This is a genomic window from Vibrio splendidus 12E03 (assembly GCF_000272105.2).
Taxonomy (GTDB): domain Bacteria; phylum Pseudomonadota; class Gammaproteobacteria; order Enterobacterales; family Vibrionaceae; genus Vibrio; species Vibrio splendidus_I.
Genome location: NZ_AJZD02000042.1, coordinates 1 through 18,683, shown reverse-complemented (window position 1 = coordinate 18,683; position 18,683 = coordinate 1). Strand labels below are relative to the sequence as shown.

Genomic DNA, 18,683 nt, shown 5'->3' with positions numbered 1-18,683 from the left:
TTCGTTAGCACAATGCAATTGCTAAAGAATTAACGAACTTAATTCATCAAAAGCAGTCTGTAGACAGGGTAGCTAATTACCCTGTCTACTTATTTAAGCGCTTTACTTTCAGTGACTAACTTCACACCAACAAACTAAAGCCTTTAAATAAGTATTCTACCTTCATGAGAGCCATCAAATAATGCGCCTGATTTCACTATCTTCATTGAAAGTTACTATTGTTGTTCTAACCGTTAGCCTATTAAGTGCCTGTGGTTTTCACCTGCGTGGTGATTACTCAGTGCCAGAAGAACTTAACAAGATCTCTGTGACCAGTTACGACCAATACAGCACGTTTACACGTATGATGAAAGGTCAACTGCGCATGAACGATGTAGAAATTGTGCCGCCTGCGCAGAATACTCCTAACCTGCACATCATTAGCGAAAGCGTAGGTGAGCGTACTCTGTCTCTTTATCAAAATACTCGTGCAGCAGAAAAAGAACTAACATTCCGCTCTTCTTATCGCGTGACTATTCCTGAGATTGGTTCAAAAACGTTCTCGACTAGCGTTACCCGTAGCTACCTAGATAACCCGTTGACTGCTCTTGCGAAATCGGTTGAGCGCGACATGATCGAAGATGAAATGCGTAAACTGGCAACCAGTCAGATCCTTCGTCAGATGGCTCGCCTTAAAGCGACTATTGCCGCTGGTAACATGAACCTAGAAGAACTAGAGCACGTTCAAGTAAAAGAACTTGAAAAGCAATACAACATCAAGAATGTTGAAATTGACGACGTTGAGACCGTACCAGCTTCAGAAGAACAACCAACACTTAGTGATTCGGCTGAGTAATAGGTTTATTTGATGCGTATTTTTGCTGACCGCTTATCAGAGCAACTGGCTAAACAGTTGAGTAATGTTTACCTAATTTTTGGTAACGAACCGCTACTGTTGCAAGAGAGCCGAGAAGCGATTCAAAAGGCTGCAAAACAGCAAGGCTTTGAAGAGCGTCATCGCTTTGCGATTGATAGCAGTCTCGACTGGAATCAAGTCTACGACTGCACTCAAGCACTGAGCCTATTCTCTAGCCGTCAGATCATCGAGCTTGAGCTGCCAGAGTCAGGCGTCAATGCCGCAATCGCAAAAGAGCTACTCGCAATCTCAGAGCATATCCACAGTGATATCTTGTTGATTTTGGTAGGCACTAAGCTCACTAAAGCTCAAGAAAGCGCTAAGTGGTTTAAGGCACTTTCGAATCAGGGTCACTGGGTCAGCTGCCTAACGCCAGATGTCAGCCGATTACCTCAGTTTGTCCAAGCACGCTGCCGTCAAATCGGTTTAACACCAGATCCTGAAGCTATACAAATGCTGGCGCAATGGCATGAGGGGAATCTATTTGCTCTCACCCAAAGCCTAGAAAAGCTGGCTCTCCAATACCCAGATGGAAAGCTCACATTAGTACGCTTAGAAGAATCGCTGAGTCGACACAACCATTTTACTCCATTCCATTGGAGTGATGCGTTATTGGCAGGCAAAGGAAACCGTGCACAACGAATCCTACGTCAACTAGAAGCCGAAGGTATCGAACCCGTCATTTTATTGCGTAGCATACAACGTGAGCTTGCTCTGCTGTTACAGATGCAGCAACAAATGAAACAAATGCCGATTGGCCAGGTCTTCGAGAAACACCGTATCTGGCAATCTAAAAAGCCTCTTTATAACGCCGCGCTAACAAGAGTTTCGATTTCTCAATTACACTCTTTGTTCGCGTTGCTCACTCAAGCTGAATTGATGACAAAAACTCAATATGAGCAGTCGCCTTGGCCACTAATTCATCAGTTAAGCGTAGAGTTTTGTATCCCTTCAGCTTCAATACCATTTCACGCATAAAAGCGTGGTATATTCTAGGGTCGACAGCCCCTAAAAAGCTAAATTCAGATTAAAGGAACACCCCGTGTTACGTGAAGAACTAAAAGATTTTCTTGCAGACAAAGCCGACGACATGAAAGCAGAATCGATTGTGACTATCGATGTAGAAGGCAAATCAAGCGTTACTGATTACATGATTGTTTGTACTGGTACCTCTAAGCGCCATGTTGCTTCTATTGCACAGCATGTTGCTGATGAAGTACGTAAAGCAGGTATGCAGCCACTAGGCATGGACGGCCAGCAAGAAGGTGAATGGGTTGTTCTAGATATGGGCACAAGCATGCTTCACGTTATGCAAGAAGAACACCGTGAACTGTACCAACTAGAAAAACTTTGGGGCTAAGCTTTGAAGATCCAATTAATCGCAGTTGGCACAAAAATGCCGAAGTGGGTTGAAGAAGGCTTTAAAGAATATAAACGCCGCTTCCCTCATGATATGCCATTAGAGCTCATTGAAATTACTGCGGGAAAGCGCGGTAAAAATGCGGATATTGCACGCATTCTTCAAAAAGAAGGCGAAGCGATGTTGGCCGCGGTTCCAAAAGGCAACCGCATTGTCACGCTTGATATCCCAGGTAAAAAGTGGGACACCCCACAACTGGCAGAGCAATTGGAAAGTTGGAAGTTGGATGGACGCGACGTTTCTATCCTTATCGGCGGGCCTGAAGGATTAGCACCTGCATGTAAAGCGGCTGCAGACCAAAGCTGGTCTCTGTCTGCGCTTACTCTCCCTCACCCATTAGTACGCGTTATCATGGCTGAAAGCTTGTATCGAGCTTGGAGCATCACTGCTAACCACCCTTATCATCGAGAATAAGCGTTAATGTTACGTAAACGTAGCCAAATCCGTGATTACAAAGCAGAAGCACGACTATTTACTAGTCGTGCTTTTGTTGCGTTTGCGGGGATCATAGTCATGATATCGATGTTGGTTGTTAACCTGTACAACATTCAGGTCAATCAATATCAAGACTATAAAACCCGCTCTAACGATAACCGCATCAAGGTCGTTCCAATCGCCCCTAACCGTGGTTTGATTTACGATCGCAACGGTGTACTTCTTGCCGAAAATCGCCCGGTTTTCAACCTAGAAATCACACCGGAAAAAATCAAAGATATGGATGACACGCTCGTCCGTCTACAAGAATTAATCGAAATTCCGCCAGAGCGTATTGAACGATTTGATCGTGATCGTCGCAATTCACGACGCTTCAAGTCAGTACCTATCCTGAATCAGCTTACCGAAGAACAAGTTGCGATCTTCTCTGTAAATCAGCATAAGTTCCCAGGTGTTGAAGTTACAGGTACGCTAAAACGTTTCTACCCTTATGGTGATGTGTTAACTCACGTGATTGGCTACGTATCGCGCATCAATGACCGTGATATGCAGCGCCTAGCACGAGAAGAGAAAGACGCCAATTACCAAGCCACTCGCGACATCGGTAAACTTGGTATTGAGCGCTACTACGAAGACATGCTTCACGGTACCGCGGGCTATCAAGAAGTCGAAGTTAACAGCCGTGGACGAGTGATCCGTACTCTAAAATTTGTACCGTCGGTTCCGGGTAAAGATATCGTGCTCAACTTGGATATCAAGCTACAACTATACGTACATAAGTTACTTGATGGCCGCCGTGGTTCAGCTATCGTTCTCGACCCGAAAGACAATGGCGTGTTAGCAATGGTATCTAGCCCAAGCTACGACCCAAATGCATTCGTACATGGTATTTCGTCTAAAGGTTATAACGCCCTACTTCAAGACAAAGACCGCCCTTTGGTTAACCGTGCAACGCTAGGTATTTATCCTCCAGCATCGACGATCAAGCCATTCATTGCTGTTGCAGCTCTGCAAGAAGGTGTGATTACACCCAACACAACGCGTAATGACCCAGGTTATTGGAAGATCCCTAATTCAAAAACAAGACCATTCCGTGACTGGTTGCGTTGGGGACACGGGGTCGTTGATATCGAGAAAGCGATAGAAGAGTCAGTGGATACTTTCTTTTACCAAATTGCTTATGATCTCGGCATTGATCGCATATCCAAATGGATGATGATGTTCGGCTTTGGTGATTATACTGGCATCGATATTTATGAAGAAAGCAAAGCCAATATGCCAACTCGTGATTGGAAGATGGCCAGACACCGTGTGCCTTGGTACCAAGGTGACACCATCCCAGTTGGTATTGGCCAAGGCTACTGGACTGCAACACCAATGCAGATTGCAAAAGCCACATCAGTTTTGGTCAATGAAGGTGAAGTAACCGCACCTCACCTACTTCGTTCAACCATTGATAACGGTCGTCCATTCGATGAGCAAATCATGTCGGACATTGAAACTTACCCACCGTTAACCGGGGTTAAGAAGAAGTATTGGGATATCGCTCAGGAAGGTATGAGGTTGGCTAATCACGGTAAGAAAGGTACGGCAAGACGTTCATTCCAGAAGATGTCTTACCAAACCGCGGGTAAATCGGGTACCGCGCAGGTATTCGGCTTAAAAGAAGATGAAGAGTACAATGCGGATGAAATCGCAGAGCACTTACGCGATCACGCCCTCTTTACGGGTTACGCGCCTTTTGAAGATCCTGAAGCCGTAGTAACTATCGTTCTAGAGAACGCAGGTGGCGGTTCGTCTAACGGCGGCCCAGTAGTAAGAAGGATTTTAGACCATATTATCCTTGCAGAAGATTATCAAAGTGAGCCAATTAAATAATGAAACTTGATCCTTCAACTGGACGAAATAGAGCCCTATTCGAAAGGCTGCATATCGACCTACCGCTATTGCTTGGCATTCTGGTTTTAATGGGCTTTGCCCTACTGATAATGTACAGCGCAAGCGGACAAAGCCTTGCGATGATGGATCGCCAAGCGATGCGTATGGCTCTGTCTTTAGGTGTGATGATCTTCCTAGCGCAAATCTCACCTCGTACTTATGAAACCTTGGCACCACTACTGTTTGTAGGTGGTGTCATCTTGCTATTAGGCGTGTTGTTCTTTGGTGAAGCCTCTAAAGGTGCACAACGTTGGTTAAACTTCGGCTTTGTTCGCTTCCAACCCTCAGAGCTGTTAAAGCTGGCGGTGCCTTTGATGCTGGCACGATTTATCGGTAAGCGCTCACTTCCGCCCACCTTCCAAACATTAGCGATCTCGCTAGTGATGGTGTTTGTACCGACAATTCTAATCGCAAAGCAACCCGACTTAGGTACATCTATCCTTATCGCCGCATCCGGTATCTTCGTAATATTCCTGGCAGGTATCAGTTGGAAAATCATTGCTAGCGCGGCAATCGCGTTAGGGGCATTTATTCCAATCTTATGGTTCTTCCTGATGCGTGAATATCAAAAAGTACGCGTAAGAACCCTTTTTGATCCTGAATCAGATCCATTAGGTGCGGGTTACCACATAATCCAAAGTAAGATTGCGATAGGCTCGGGTGGTATATCAGGAAAAGGCTGGCTGCAAGGCACTCAATCTCAACTGGAGTTTATTCCAGAGCGTCATACCGATTTCATTTTTGCGGTCATTGCCGAAGAGTGGGGCATGATTGGTATTTTGTTCTTGCTTGCGATCTACCTGTTTATTATTGGACGTGGCTTAGTGCTTGCGAGCCAAGCTCAAACCGCATTCGGTCGAATGATGGGCGGCAGTATTGTCCTGAGCTTCTTCGTTTATATTTTTGTAAACATTGGCATGGTAAGTGGCATTCTACCTGTGGTTGGTGTTCCTCTTCCTCTAGTCAGTTATGGCGGTACTTCAATGGTTACCCTTATGGCTGGTTTTGGTATTTTAATGTCGATCCATACACACAGAAAAGCATTCTCAAAGGCGACCTAATCGATGTCTATTACAACGTTTCCAAAAAAAGCATCCTTGGTTGAAGAGCTGCCAATCAAAAAAATAGTCTCTATCTTAGGGCTAGCGATTTTAATCAATGGTTGTTCTTCAAAGCAGCCAACAGGCCGCTACGATATTGATTCAGATATTGCACCAGACGCACCGATCTCAGTAGAGCATCTCGAGGATGCTCACCCTCAGTATGAACCTTATAGTTTAGGTGGTAACACGGATTACACTTTACGTGGCGAAGACTACAAGATCGTAAAGAAGACCGAAGGGTTTACTGAGAAAGGCAAAGCCTCTTGGTACGGTAAGAAATTTCATGGTCACTTAACGTCTAATGGCGAGATCTACGACATGTATTCGATGTCAGCGGCGCACAAAACATTGCCAATTCCAAGCTACGTAAAAGTGACGAATACCGACAATAACAAAACGACGATTGTGCGTATCAATGACCGCGGTCCATTCCATGAAGGCCGAATCATTGACCTTAGTTATGCAGCAGCTTACAAGCTCGATGTGTTGAGAACCGGCACAGCAAATGTTGAGATTGAAGTCATTACTGTGGCTATGCCAACCGACGCAAATAAAAAGGCAGCTTTACCGCAATTTATTATTCAAGTCGCGACATCTCCACATGAAGATAGAACAGAGAAGTTAGCGAAAGATCTAGCCGAAAAGCTAGAAGTAGCAACGTTCTTGCAGCCAAATGATGACAACTACCGTCTGATGATTGGGCCATTTCATGACTATGCTCTGACTCAAGAGAAATTAGAACAAGTTAAGCTAATGGGTTACCCGTCAGCTTATATAAAAAAACACACCCTAACTCGCTAATTAATCTAACAGTTACTTCTGGTAATCAGCGCTCTGGTGTGACAGAGTGATTCTGTTAATATATGAATAGTTCACCAAATAATTGCATTCAAAATGATTAAATCTAATAAACTTGTTAAATCGATTTTTGCTACTTCTGTTGCTCTTTCTGCAACGATAGCTACATCGTCATTCGCCGCTCCTATTGTTGTTCCTGATGCACCTCAAATCGCCGCTAAAGGTTTTGTTCTGATGGATTACCATTCAGGCAAAGTACTAGCAGAGAAAGAGATGAATACTCAGCTTTCTCCAGCAAGTTTAACCAAGATGATGACGAGCTACGTGATCGGCCAAGAGCTCGATCGTGGCAACATCAACCTAAACGACGATGTTGTAATCAGTGAAAATGCTTGGGCTAAAAACTTCCCAGATTCATCTAAGATGTTTGTTGAAGTTGGCACTACGGTTAAAGTTGAAGAACTGAACCGCGGTATCATCATTCAATCAGGTAACGATGCATGTGTTGCTATGGCTGAACACATCGCTGGCTCTGAAGATGCATTCGTTGACCTAATGAACGCTTGGGCAAGCTCTATCGGCATGAAAGACACGCACTTTGCTAACGTGCACGGTCTAGACAACCCGAACCTATACTCAACGCCTTACGATATGGCGCTACTTGGTCAGGCACTGATTCGCGACGTACCAGACGAGTACCGTATCTACTCACAGAAGAAATTCACATACAACGGCATCACCCAATACAACCGTAACGGTCTGTTATGGGATAAGAGCATGAACGTTGATGGCATCAAAACGGGCCACACAAGCAATGCAGGTTACAGCCTAGTAAGCTCAGCGACAGAAGGCAAAATGCGCCTAGTTGCTGTAGTTATGGGCACCAAGAATGCGAATGCTCGTAAAACAGAAAGCAAAAAACTGCTTAGCTACGGCTTCCGCTTCTTTGAAACAGTGGCACCACACACAGCCGGTGAAACCTTCGTAGAAGAGAAGATCTGGATGGGTAGCAAGGACACAGTTGCACTAGGTGTCGATGAAGATACGTTCGTGACGCTACCTCGTGGTCAAGCTAAGAACCTGAAGGCAAGCTTCGTTCTTGAGAAAGAGCTAGAAGCGCCAATCAGCAAAGGCGATGTGGTTGGTAAACTATTCTACCAAGTAGACGGTGAAGACGTTGCTGAATACCCACTACTAGCACTTGAAGATGTAGACCAAGGCAGCCTATTCAGCCGTCTATGGGACTACCTAGTTCTTCTGTTCAAGGGTTTATTCTAAACAAGCCAAAGGTTTGTTCTAGGTAAAACCTAAGCTTGTTGTATAGCTAACCTAATGAGTAAGTTCATGATTTACTCATTAGCGAACCAAAAGCCGCCATGTGCGGCTTTTGTTGATCTTGAGTTCGGTGATATTTACACGTAATATTCCGCCTTATTACTCGTGTCTGTTGACCGAACACGCTTTTTATCGACATTTCGCCAATTTGCGAGAGTCTAGCCTTTTGGAGCTAATCATGAACATCAATTCTGATGCAAAACTAAAAGACCTCTTAGAGTTCCCTTGTTCATTCACTTACAAAGTAATGGGCCACGCTAAGCCAGAACTGACTGAGCTAGTACTAGAAGTGATCCAGCGTCATGCTCCTGGTGACTACAGCCCAACGCTAAAACCGAGTGCGAAAGGTAACTACCACTCTGTTTCTATCAATATTACTGCGACTTCAATTGAGCAAGTAGAAACTCTTTATAAAGAACTGGGCGAGATCGAAATCGTTCGTATGGTTCTGTAATCTCCGATTACACATGAAAAACAGCGGCTTATTGCCGCTGTTTTTGTTTAAAGCACCCTATCTAGCTCAAATTCATTCAACTTAATTTTCAATAAATACAAAGAAAGTTGAAAAACCTTGCAGTCCGTCTGTAGTTAGAATCATGTTTCGCGTTTATAATGCGTTCACTTTATTAATCCTTGAGGGAGTGCAGCTTTGCAAAATAAGCTAATCGTAAAAAAATTAGGCCGTCAGGATTACGAACCTGTATGGAAAGCCATGCATAAGTTCACAGACGAACGCACGGAAGAAGACGTAGACCAAGTTTGGTTGGTTGAACACAACCCTGTCTTCACTCAAGGACAAGCAGGTAAAGCTGAGCATGTATTAAATGCCGGTGATATCCCTGTAATACAAAGCGATCGCGGTGGCCAAGTGACTTATCACGGCCCAGGCCAATTAGTGGCTTACTTTCTGATTAACATCCGCCGCAAGAAATTCGGAGTGCGTGATTTGGTGACTCATATCGAGAACCTCGTAATCAATACTCTGAAAGCTTACAATATAGATTCAGCTGCCCGACCTGACGCTCCTGGTGTTTATGTCGATGGCAAGAAAATCTGTTCACTCGGATTACGTATTCGACGTGGCTGCTCGTTCCACGGGCTAGCACTCAACGTCGATATGGACCTGTCTCCATTCCTACGTATTAACCCATGTGGTTACCAAGGTATGGAAATGGCGCAGGTAAGCCAACTCGGCGGACCAAGTGAACTAGAAAACGTTGAGCAACAGTTAATACAAGAGCTCGTAGAGCTACTCGGCTATGACCAAGTAGACATTCAAGCCACCAGTTACATTACAGCAGAAGCATAAAATCATGAGCAAACCAATCCAAATGGAAAAAGGCGTTAAATATCGTGACGCTGACAAAATGGCATTAATTCCCGTAAAGAATATGCCTGCTGAACAGAAAGAAGTTCTACGTAAGCCTGAATGGATGAAGATTAAACTTCCTTCAGACAGCCATCGTATTCAAGAAATCAAATCAGCAATGCGTAAAAACAACCTGCACTCAGTTTGTGAAGAAGCGTCTTGCCCTAACCTAGCCGAGTGTTTCAACCACGGTACGGCAACGTTTATGATTCTTGGCGCTATCTGTACTCGTCGCTGCCCGTTCTGTGATGTTGCCCATGGTCGTCCTGTTGCTCCTGAAGCTGAAGAGCCGAAAAAGCTGGCTAAGACGATTAAAGACATGAAACTGAAGTACGTTGTAATCACTTCAGTTGACCGTGATGACTTGCGTGACGGCGGTGCTCAGCACTTTGCTGACTGTAACCGTGAGATTCGCGAACTAAACCCAAATATTCGTATCGAAACACTGGTTCCAGACTTCCGCGGTCGTATGGACGTTGCACTTGATCTAATGAAAGACAACCCGCCAGATGTTTTCAACCACAACCTAGAGACAGCGCCACGTCTATACCGTAAAGCGCGTCCAGGTGCGAACTACAAGTGGTCTCTTGATCTACTAAAGAAATTCAAAGAGCAGCACCCTGATATCCCAACAAAATCAGGTGTGATGATGGGTCTTGGTGAGACAAAAGAAGAGATCGTTCAAGTACTGAAAGACCTTCGTGAACATGGTGTGACTATGCTGACACTAGGCCAATACCTAGCACCAAGCCGTCACCACTTACCAGTAGAACGCTACGTGCCGCCTTCTGAGTTCGATGAGCTGAAAGAGATTGCTCTGGAGCTAGGCTTCACTCACGCAGCGTGTGGTCCGTTTGTACGTTCTTCTTACCATGCAGACTTACAAGCTCAAGGTATGGAAATTAAGTAATCACGATTGCTTAACGAACACTACAAAGGCGCTGAATATTATGTTCAGCGCCTTTTTTCTATCTTGTTCGTGCCGCCATAGCTTTATATTTCGTGCCATTAAGCTTTATATAAAAACAACAAAGCCACTCCTTATTGAAGTGACTTTGTGCTTAATATTTCAAGTTTTGAGGGTTCAGCGTTAACCGAAAGAAGCCCAAATAACCGTTGCGACCAAAATTGGGCACACAAACTTCACATACATTGGCCAAACCTTACCAAACCAACCAAGTTGAAAATCAGGACAACCTTGCTCAAGTTCTTTCACTTTTGAAGCTCTGCTCCATACCCAGCCACCAAACACACAGAACATCAGTGCAGCGACCGGTTGAAGATACTGAGTCGCAATCATTGCTACCATGCCAAACATCGCAGCAAAGTTGTAAACAATCACCACACTAAACAGCGCGATAGCACCACCAATTACCCAGCTTGTTGGCGTTCGTCTGGTATTGAAACGCTCACTCACCAGCGCTACAGGGCCTTCAAGCATCGAAATCGATGAAGTCAGCGCCGCAATCGTTAACAATAAGAAGAAAACAATCGCGAAGATCTGACCAAGCACACCTAAACTATCAAACATCAACGGTAGAACCGTGAATACGAGAGTGTCAGAGCTTAATAGTGAACCGTCTTCCGCATAGATTTGTACGCCCTTTTGCATCGCAACAAACATTGCAGGCATTACCACTAGGCCAGCAATAAAAGCGACAGCAGTATCAACCAGCGTCACGTTCATCGCCATTTTTGGTAGGTTCTCTTTCTTGCTTAAGTAAGAACCGTAAACCAACATAGAGCAGCCACCGATGGTTAGCGAGAAGAAGCCTTGTCCCATTGCCGCTAGAATCAGTTTTCTATCCCACACTTTCTCAAAGTCTGGAACCAAGTAATGTTTCAGTCCTTCCATCGCACCTGCTTGCGTCATGATGTAAACAAACAGTAAGCCAAACAAAATGAACAATGCCGGCATTAAGCGAGTCGACCACTTCTCGATACCTTGCTTAACACCACCCTGAACAATCAAGATAGTCAGCACATAGAATGCGACCGTACCAAATACATTGCGCTCAACACTGAAGCCTTTAAACCAATCAGCAACAGCTTCTAGACCGACAAGATCAGCGACTGCACCAATTAGGAAGCAAATCAACCAACCGCCGACAATACTATAAAAGGCTAATACGGCACTTGGGACACTTAAGCCAATCCAACCGACAAATTCACCGACTTTCTTACCTAACGGGTTTGTCGTCAACGAGCGCATACTATCGACAGGGTTCGCTTGACCATGACGGCCAATCGCCATCTCAACCACCAGCATCGGGAAAGCAACTACTAAAATCATGATTAGGTAAACAAGCAGAAAAGCGCCACCGCCGTTACTGGCAACTTGAGTTGGGAAACCCCAAATATTACCTAAGCCAACAGCTGCACCCGCCGCTGCTAAAATAAAACCCAAACGAGAGCTAAAGTGCTCTCTTGAAGAGGAAGATTGTTGGTCCATATCGCCCGCATTAAAAATCAGTGAACTAGTTGAGAAGTACAGTAATAAAAAGCAATGATAGGCACAACTAATAAATGAACAATTCTCTGATTTTTACAATCAATGCGCTATTTGGAACCACAAAATTAACAAACAACCAGTCTTATCGTTCAATTATAATCAAAAAAGCGAAGTAGTAGGCTTAAGAAGGAAATGGATTGAACTGAGATAAATACTCGCCGTGTGGTTCCATTTATACAAACAAAAAGAGCACCAACCGGTGCTCTTGCTATTCATCACTAGACTCGAATTAAATTGTGAATACTTGGTAATCTTTTAAGTTCGGAATGATTTCATGCAGTTCTTGCTCTTGTTCTGCCATCTCATCGAGTGAATCACAGAACTCATTCGCTTCTTCTTGTACTTGTTGAGAGTGTTCTTTCATTCGCTCTTCAACTTTCAGCTTTAATTCAGCCATGCTGTCAGCCAATTCAGTCAGGTTTAGGCCACCATCTTGTTTCATTTTTTCTGACATCGCATTAAAAGCGCTAGAGATAAATTCTTGGTTAAAGATTTCTTTCGCCTTCTCGAAATCTTCAGACCAGCCATTGGCCATCGAATCAAAGCTTTCTGCTGGTAACACTAACTCGCCATCTTTGTAATAACGAGCTTCCAGTTCTGCAAAGTAGGTTTTCATTGATTCTTTTACATTATCAAATGACTCAGGTGAATCTAAGCTAGCCGCGATATCATCAATCACGTCATTGGCTAACGCTAAGCTATCGTTCGCCATTTGTTTCGCTCGAGGTAAGTACTCACTCATGTTTTCGCGGTATTTCTCAATCGCCGCTTGTTGGTCGGCATCAAGCTCAACCTTCTCACCATGGATATAGAGGTCGTTGTTATCATCAAAAACGGCCGTATCACCATTCACTTGATGGATTTCGACTTTTTGATCATCGATTCGTAGTTCATTTTTCAAATCAACTCGACACTGAGCAGCAAACGTTGGCAGGCTCACAACAGCGATAACCGCTGTTAGTGATGCAATTAATACATTGTTTTTCATAACATCCTCTCATCAATCTGACAGATTACTATACCCTTGGATTATGCTTCTTTGTCAGAGAAACGTTTTATATCTATTAGTCAGTTAGTTAGTCGATAGAGATAACTTCGTAGCAAAACTGTTTATCTGCGACCTTAAACTCAACCTCATCGCCAACTTCTTTACCCATTAGAGCCTGACCAAAAGGTGCATTCGCCGTCACGATGGCAATCTCATTCTCATTCCACGTGACAGAAAGTCCGCCGACTCTCGGCCCCATAAAGAAATGTTTATATTGATCATGCTCGTCAATGACCACAACGTAACTGCTCACCGTAACCTTCTCACTATCACGCAACACTAAGTTACGATAACACTGAATGTCGTCTTCACACTCTTGTACCCTCACCGCTTGACCATGGGCGAGATACGAAGCTTCTAATGCCAATGTATCGTACTTATGTTCAGGCACAGTCTCTTCATCGGTCGCAGCATCAATCGCACGCTGAGTCGCAGATTGTGCGATACGTAATCGGGATTCGAGTTGATCTATGATTATTTGGCGAAGCTCAGACTTATTCATACTATTGGGGTGCTTTTCTATAGGAGCTACAGAATAGAATTAGGTACAATCAGGTGCAAGACATTTGATTCATCAAGCGACGCTATCATGAATAGGCGCCCGCTTTAGCATCAATACGACACTTAATAACTCAGGTAGAACATAAATGATTGAGCAGAAGCTAAAACAAGTATTCGGATTCGACTCACTGCGCAATGGGCAAAAGCAAGTCATTGATAACGTTCTATCTGGTCACTCGACTGCCGCGATATTCCCGACAGGCTCAGGTAAATCGCTTTGCTATCAATTACCAGCATTAGAGTTGCCGCACTTAACCTTGGTGATATCGCCGCTATTAGCCTTGATGAAAGACCAACTTGCTTTCCTGCACAGTAAAAGCATTAGTGCAGCGGCAATCGAGTCAAGCCAAGACAGACAAACCACACAACAGGTTATGCAGTCGGTACGTAACGGTGACACCAAGATCCTCATGATCTCCGTTGAGCGCTTGAAGAACGAACGCTTTCGCCAGTTTATCTCCCAAGTGCCGATCTCACTGCTTGTGGTCGATGAAGCGCACTGTATTTCAGAATGGGGGCACAACTTCAGACCCGATTACCTGAAGCTTCCTCAATACCAAAAGCAGCTCAATATTCCTCAGGTTCTGCTACTGACAGCCACTGCGACCACATCGGTTATCCAAGACATGAAGTCTAAGTTTGATATCGATGAGCAACGCGTTGTGGTGACGGGCTTCTATCGTCAAAACCTCGATCTGTCGATTCAACCTTGTGAACAAACCAGCAAGTTAGAAACCTTGTGCAATGTGGTTAACCAAGCTTCTCTCGCTCCTACTATTGTTTATGTCACTCTTCAACAAACAGCAGAGATGGTAGCTCAGCAACTTCGTAACGCTGGCGTTAATGCGGTGGCTTACCATGCCGGTCTTAAGCCTGAAAATAGAGATGCTATTCAACATCAATTCATGAATGATGAAGTGAGCTGTATCGTGGCAACAATTGCGTTTGGTATGGGGGTGGATAAGTCCAACATTCGTCGAGTCATTCACTTTGACTTACCAAAATCGATAGAGAACTACTCACAAGAGATCGGCAGAGCTGGTCGAGATGGGCAAGCGTCTGAATGTATTTTACTGGCTAACAAACATGGTTTGAGCACACTCGAGAACTTCGTTTTTGGCGATACGCCAGACAACATAGCGATCCAAGCGGTATTAAAAGAGATCTACGAAAATCAAAACATTGGCGCTTCTGGCTCGAATCAATGGGAGATCATGCTTAACCAACTATCACGTGAATCCAACATTCGTCAGTTACCGCTAAAAACACTGCTGGTGTATCTCGAAATTGAAGGCGTGATCGAGCCTAAGTACAGCTACTTCGCAGATTACAAATTTAAGTTCATTCGCCCGAAACAGCAGATCACCGAACAGTTCCAAAATGAACGCCGTCAATTTGTCGAAGCTATTTTCCAATGCTCTCCTCAAGCAAGAGTGTGGTGCCAAGTCGACTTCGATGCGCTTTGGACTCACTTCCAAGCCGATCGCCAGCGTGTGATTGCGGCTATCGACTACTTCAATGAACAAGGTTGGATTGAACTGGAAAGCAAGCAGATCACCGATGTCTACGCGATCCACAATACCTCCGAAGATATGATGCAACTGTCAGAGCGCCTCACTGAGTTATTTAAAGCAAAAGAGCACAGTGAGATAAACCGCCTTAACCAAATGCTGAACTTCTTTGAGGCGGATACTTGCCTGAGCTCACGCCTTGCGAGTTATTTTGCCGATGATAAAGCACCTACAAACTGTGGTCATTGCTCTGTATGTCGAGGAGAAGTGGCCATCTTACCAAACGTTGATGTTGAACCTGTCGATGATGAGACGGTAATGACATGGATACATGAGTTCATTTCTGCTAGCCAACAACTGATTACCGACGAGGCGATTACTCGCTTCTTATGTGGAATCGCAACCCCGCTTTCAACCAAACTCAAAGCCAGTAAAATGGTTGGTTACGGTAAGCTAGAGCAGCAACCATTCAGTGATACCTTAGCCCGAATTAAACAACTTCCTAGGTAAGCTAATTTCCTTGTTTAGAAAAAACCGACTAAGTTATCAAATCTAGTCGGTATTCAAACACCGACACTTTTAACAACATCTCTAAGTCTAACCTCTCAGCCTCTTCCCCTAAAAAAAACTCAACTGACGCATTTGGTCTTTGGGTTGCAGCATTACGCTTAAACCAAGCAGGCGTATTTCTCGCCCCTGTTGTCTTTTCAGTATTTCACTTAGCAGTTCTTTGAAGTGTTCACGATCGAGAGAGGCTTGGATGTGCTCAATCGTGGTTTGTTGAAAGTCGGCGAACTTGAGCTTAATGCCCTGCTTGATGATCGCTTTACTTGGGCTAGCCTTTTCTAAGCGAGTCTCGAGTTCAGGAAATAGCTTGTCTTCGATTACCTGCCAACATTCTGCGTAGGTTGAAATATTTTGGGTAAAGGTGCGCTCTACGCCTACCGATTTTCGCTCGCGCTCGATGATAACTTCTCGATCATCAATGCCATGACTGCGCTTCCAGAGTGATGCACCTTGGCGGCCAAACTTGAGTAGCAGGTCTCGATAATCAGACTCTTTGATATCCTTGCAAGTAAAGAAACCCGCTTGATGCAACTTTTCAATACTCACCTTGCCGACACCGGGAATCTTTTCAAGTGGTAGCTCATCAATCACTGATTGCACGTCCTGTGGAGGGATAACAAACTGACCATTTGGCTTATTCAGATCCGAGGCCACTTTCGCCAAGAATTTAATCGGCGCAATTCCTGCAGAAGCGGTCAGGTTAAGCTCATTCCAGATATCACGGCGAATCGACTCGGCAATCAGAGTGGCCGAACCATGGCACTGCTTAGAATCGGTGACATCAAGGAAAGCTTCATCCAAGGAAAGAGGTTCAATGATTGATGTGTATCGAGAGAAGATTTCACGGATCTTTTTAGATATCTCGACATAGACCGACATTCTTCCCGGCACAACCAATAGATTAGGACAAAGTTGTAGGGCCTTTCCGGTAGGCATTGCAGAGTGAACACCAAACTTGCGGGCTTCATAATTACAGGTGCTCAAAACGCCGCGTTGCTTTTCATGACCACCAACAGCTAACGGGCGATTTCGGTAAGCAGGGTTATCACGCATTTCTACAGCCGCGTAAAAACAATCCATATCAACATGAATTATTTTTCTTACTTTTTCTTCACCCGCGCTACACATCTAGGAATTACTCAACCTTACAACTGTATCTATAAACAGTATAATCCAATTATTATCAGATTTAAAACGATCTCGAGTCCAGCTAAAGAGGTTTCGCTTCAATAGCCATGAGCTCTTCTGATACTATTGTTAACGAGTATTTAGTCTATAAGTAGGGACCGCTTGTGAGTGAAAAAATACTAGTAGTGGAAGATAGCCGAGCATTCCACAACTACCTGTACCAACAGCTTAAAAATAGCGGTTATGAGGTAACAGTTGCTGAATCGATTGCAGAAGCAAAAAACATCTTGGAACAAGAGACGGATTTCTTGTGTGCCGTATTGGATTACTGCTTACCTGACGGGCAAGACGGTGAGATCATAGATCTCGTCTTAGGCTATCAACAGAAAATAATTGTTCTGACCGGGATGTTCGACAATCAACTGCGAGAGCAAGTCCTAGCCAAAGGCGTTATCGATTACATACTTAAAGACAGTATGTCATCAGTAAGCTACCTACTCCCTCTGGTTCAAAGAATTTCGAATAATCGCCACCACAAAGCATTGGTAGTCGATGATTCAGCGGTCGTTCGCCGTTACATAGCTCAACTTCTAGAACACCAATATATCCAAACAATCCAAGCCGAAGATGGCGAACAAGCATTAAAGCTTCTTCATAACGACCCCGATATTACATTCGTTGTTACAGACCATGATATGCCGAAGAAAGACGGTATAGCGATGATCCGTGAGATTCGACGCGATCACGACAGAAACCAGTTGGCTATTCTAGGATTATCGGGCAGTGATGATCGTACTATGACAGCGCGATTCCTTAAAGCCGGTGCCAACGATTTCCTTTACAAGCCTTTTAACCAAGAAGAGTTTTTCTGTCGAATCCATCAACTGCTTGATATGAAAGAAGCGGCCAATGAGCTGTTTCGACATGCCAACGAGGATGCTCTTACTGGCTTATGGAATCGTCGCTACCTGTTCAATCATCCTTGTAAAGGCTGCGATCAACGAAACATCGCGATGATGGATATCGACTTCTTTAAGAAAGTGAATGATACCTTTGGCCACGATGGTGGTGATGCCGTGCTGATCGATGTAGGGAAAATTATCAAAGATCATTTCAAAGACGATGTCGCTGTGCGCTTTGGTGGCGAAGAGTTTTGTATTCAGTCATGCGGTGCATTTGAGAGCTTTGTTGACAACTTAGAGTCCATGAGAGAAGCAATTGAAAGCCACGTTGTTGAGCATGACTCTCAAAAAATCAAGGTAAGTATCAGTATCGGCGTAACCGATTTAGACGCGAAGTTAGATGAACAGATCAAAGCCGCTGATGAGCTTCTTTATACGGCAAAAGAGCAAGGTAGAAACCAACTAGTGTTTGCGCGCAACAGCATGCAAATCGAACAATAGTCATTCGGTTTTGTTTCCATCGTTAATCAGCCAAGGTAAATGACTAAGCCTTAAAACCAAAAAAGCTCAAGACGATAATCTTGAGCTTTTCAATTTAAGGGCATAGATAACTCTACCCCTTATGACTGTCACCAATTAAGCGATACGGTCTTTACTCCAAGCCGCTTCTTTTTGTTGACGCTCAGCCAGCTTCTCTTCGCGGTAAGCTTCACGTGCTTCACGCTTCTTACGCGCGTCACAAGGTTCAGGGCAGTTACATACTTTATCAATACCAACAGCACCCAAACCGCCACAGCTACCTTTCACAACTTTCTTTTGGATAATGTAGCCAATTGACATCGCTGCGATTACTGCAAGAAAAACACCAAATGTAATCAGAAATGTATTCATAATTATCTCGCTTACCTTATTTACCTAAGTATGGCTTAAATGCTTCAGAAGCAATTTCTTTAAAGCCATCTGCTGTTTTTACCACCATGAACACTGGAATGTTATGTTGGTTTGCGACTTCCATTCCTTTTTCCTCACCTAAGACCATAAGGCCAGTAGATAAGCCGTCTGCAGTCATTGAAGACGGGTTTAAAACAGTCACAGAAACCACTTTATGATGAAGGGGCTTTCCTGTTTCTGGGTTGATGATGTGTGAGTAACGAACACCAT

At 44.2% G+C, this 18,683-nt stretch carries 19 protein-coding genes; 13 read left to right on the top strand and 6 right to left on the bottom strand.

Features of this window, described 5'->3' with window-relative positions; all coding sequences use genetic code 11:
* Nucleotides 1-181 precede the first annotated feature (181 nt).
* The 11 genes from lptE to lipA all read left to right on the top strand — a co-directional run bounded on the left by lptE (nt 182) and on the right by lipA (nt 10,203).
* A complete protein-coding gene (gene lptE, locus A142_RS04430) occupies nt 182-835 on the top strand; it encodes an LPS assembly lipoprotein LptE (protein WP_019820809.1) in 654 nt (217 codons plus the stop codon).
* 12 nt (nt 836-847) lie between these two features.
* Nucleotides 848-1,873, top strand: coding sequence for a DNA polymerase III subunit delta (holA, locus tag A142_RS04425; protein ID WP_019820807.1), 1,026 nt, complete (start codon nt 848-850; stop codon nt 1,871-1,873).
* Between the two features lie 64 nt (nt 1,874-1,937).
* Nucleotides 1,938-2,255 carry a ribosome silencing factor gene (rsfS, locus tag A142_RS04420; protein ID WP_004735247.1) on the top strand — a complete coding sequence of 106 codons (318 nt, stop codon included), beginning with the start codon at nt 1,938-1,940 and terminating at the stop codon, nt 2,253-2,255.
* Between the two features lie 3 nt (nt 2,256-2,258).
* Nucleotides 2,259-2,729 (top strand): 23S rRNA (pseudouridine(1915)-N(3))-methyltransferase RlmH, encoded by a 471-nt coding sequence (gene rlmH, locus A142_RS04415; RefSeq protein WP_004735246.1) that lies wholly within the window; start codon nt 2,259-2,261, stop codon nt 2,727-2,729.
* Nucleotides 2,730-2,735: 6 nt separating this feature from the next.
* Nucleotides 2,736-4,628 carry a penicillin-binding protein 2 gene (gene mrdA / locus A142_RS04410; RefSeq protein WP_019820806.1) on the top strand — a complete coding sequence of 631 codons (1,893 nt, stop codon included), beginning with the start codon at nt 2,736-2,738 and terminating at the stop codon, nt 4,626-4,628.
* Nucleotides 4,628-5,749, top strand: a complete 1,122-nt coding sequence (rodA, locus tag A142_RS04405; protein ID WP_017062334.1) for a rod shape-determining protein RodA — start codon at nt 4,628-4,630, stop codon at nt 5,747-5,749. The genes mrdA and rodA overlap by 1 nt, the downstream gene beginning before the upstream one ends.
* A gap of 3 nt (nt 5,750-5,752) precedes the next feature.
* The gene (locus A142_RS04400; protein ID WP_019820805.1) at nt 5,753-6,592 is read left to right on the top strand and encodes a septal ring lytic transglycosylase RlpA family protein; all 840 of its coding nucleotides are present in this window, start codon (nt 5,753-5,755) and stop codon (nt 6,590-6,592) included.
* A 93-nt stretch (nt 6,593-6,685) separates the two neighbouring features.
* Nucleotides 6,686-7,867, top strand: a complete 1,182-nt coding sequence (locus A142_RS04395) for a serine hydrolase (protein ID WP_017062336.1) — start codon at nt 6,686-6,688, stop codon at nt 7,865-7,867.
* Nucleotides 7,868-8,099: 232 nt separating this feature from the next.
* Entirely contained in the window at nt 8,100-8,378 is a 279-nt protein-coding gene (ybeD, locus tag A142_RS04390) for a DUF493 family protein YbeD (RefSeq protein WP_026084358.1), read from the top strand.
* A gap of 195 nt (nt 8,379-8,573) precedes the next feature.
* Nucleotides 8,574-9,233 (top strand): lipoyl(octanoyl) transferase LipB, encoded by a 660-nt coding sequence (gene lipB, locus A142_RS04385; protein WP_019820804.1) that lies wholly within the window; start codon nt 8,574-8,576, stop codon nt 9,231-9,233.
* A 4-nt stretch (nt 9,234-9,237) separates the two neighbouring features.
* The gene (gene lipA, locus A142_RS04380) at nt 9,238-10,203 is read left to right on the top strand and encodes a lipoyl synthase (protein WP_017059920.1); all 966 of its coding nucleotides are present in this window, start codon (nt 9,238-9,240) and stop codon (nt 10,201-10,203) included.
* A gap of 180 nt (nt 10,204-10,383) precedes the next feature.
* Here the strand turns inward: lipA and A142_RS04375 are convergent, their stop codons facing one another.
* From A142_RS04375 to A142_RS04365, 3 genes are all read right to left on the bottom strand, one after another.
* Nucleotides 10,384-11,745 (bottom strand): sodium-dependent transporter, encoded by a 1,362-nt coding sequence (locus A142_RS04375; RefSeq protein ID WP_019820802.1) that lies wholly within the window; start codon nt 11,743-11,745, stop codon nt 10,384-10,386.
* Between the two features lie 289 nt (nt 11,746-12,034).
* Nucleotides 12,035-12,793: a YggN family protein gene (locus A142_RS04370; protein WP_017059918.1), complete on the bottom strand. Its 759-nt coding sequence runs from the start codon at nt 12,791-12,793 to the stop codon at nt 12,035-12,037.
* Nucleotides 12,794-12,881: 88 nt separating this feature from the next.
* Entirely contained in the window at nt 12,882-13,355 is a 474-nt protein-coding gene (locus A142_RS04365; RefSeq protein ID WP_019820801.1) for a GreA/GreB family elongation factor, read from the bottom strand.
* 145 nt (nt 13,356-13,500) lie between these two features.
* On the opposite strand from A142_RS04365, the gene A142_RS04360 reads away from it, so the two are divergent.
* A complete protein-coding gene (locus A142_RS04360; RefSeq protein ID WP_019820800.1) occupies nt 13,501-15,435 on the top strand; it encodes a RecQ family ATP-dependent DNA helicase in 1,935 nt (644 codons plus the stop codon).
* A gap of 108 nt (nt 15,436-15,543) precedes the next feature.
* Here the strand turns inward: A142_RS04360 and dinB are convergent, their stop codons facing one another.
* On the bottom strand, nt 15,544-16,620 hold the full coding sequence (gene dinB / locus A142_RS04355; protein ID WP_019820799.1) for a DNA polymerase IV: 1,077 nt from the start codon (nt 16,618-16,620) through the stop codon (nt 15,544-15,546).
* Nucleotides 16,621-16,784: 164 nt separating this feature from the next.
* On the opposite strand from dinB, the gene A142_RS04350 reads away from it, so the two are divergent.
* Nucleotides 16,785-18,023, top strand: a complete 1,239-nt coding sequence (locus A142_RS04350; protein WP_019820798.1) for a GGDEF domain-containing response regulator — start codon at nt 16,785-16,787, stop codon at nt 18,021-18,023.
* A 135-nt stretch (nt 18,024-18,158) separates the two neighbouring features.
* On the opposite strand, the gene nqrM is transcribed toward A142_RS04350, so the two are convergent.
* Entirely contained in the window at nt 18,159-18,413 is a 255-nt protein-coding gene (gene nqrM, locus A142_RS04345; RefSeq protein ID WP_009848378.1) for a (Na+)-NQR maturation NqrM, read from the bottom strand.
* A gap of 16 nt (nt 18,414-18,429) precedes the next feature.
* Nucleotides 18,430-18,683 (bottom strand): FAD:protein FMN transferase (locus tag A142_RS04340; RefSeq protein WP_032545344.1); only part of this gene is annotated, 254 nt, incomplete at its 5' end.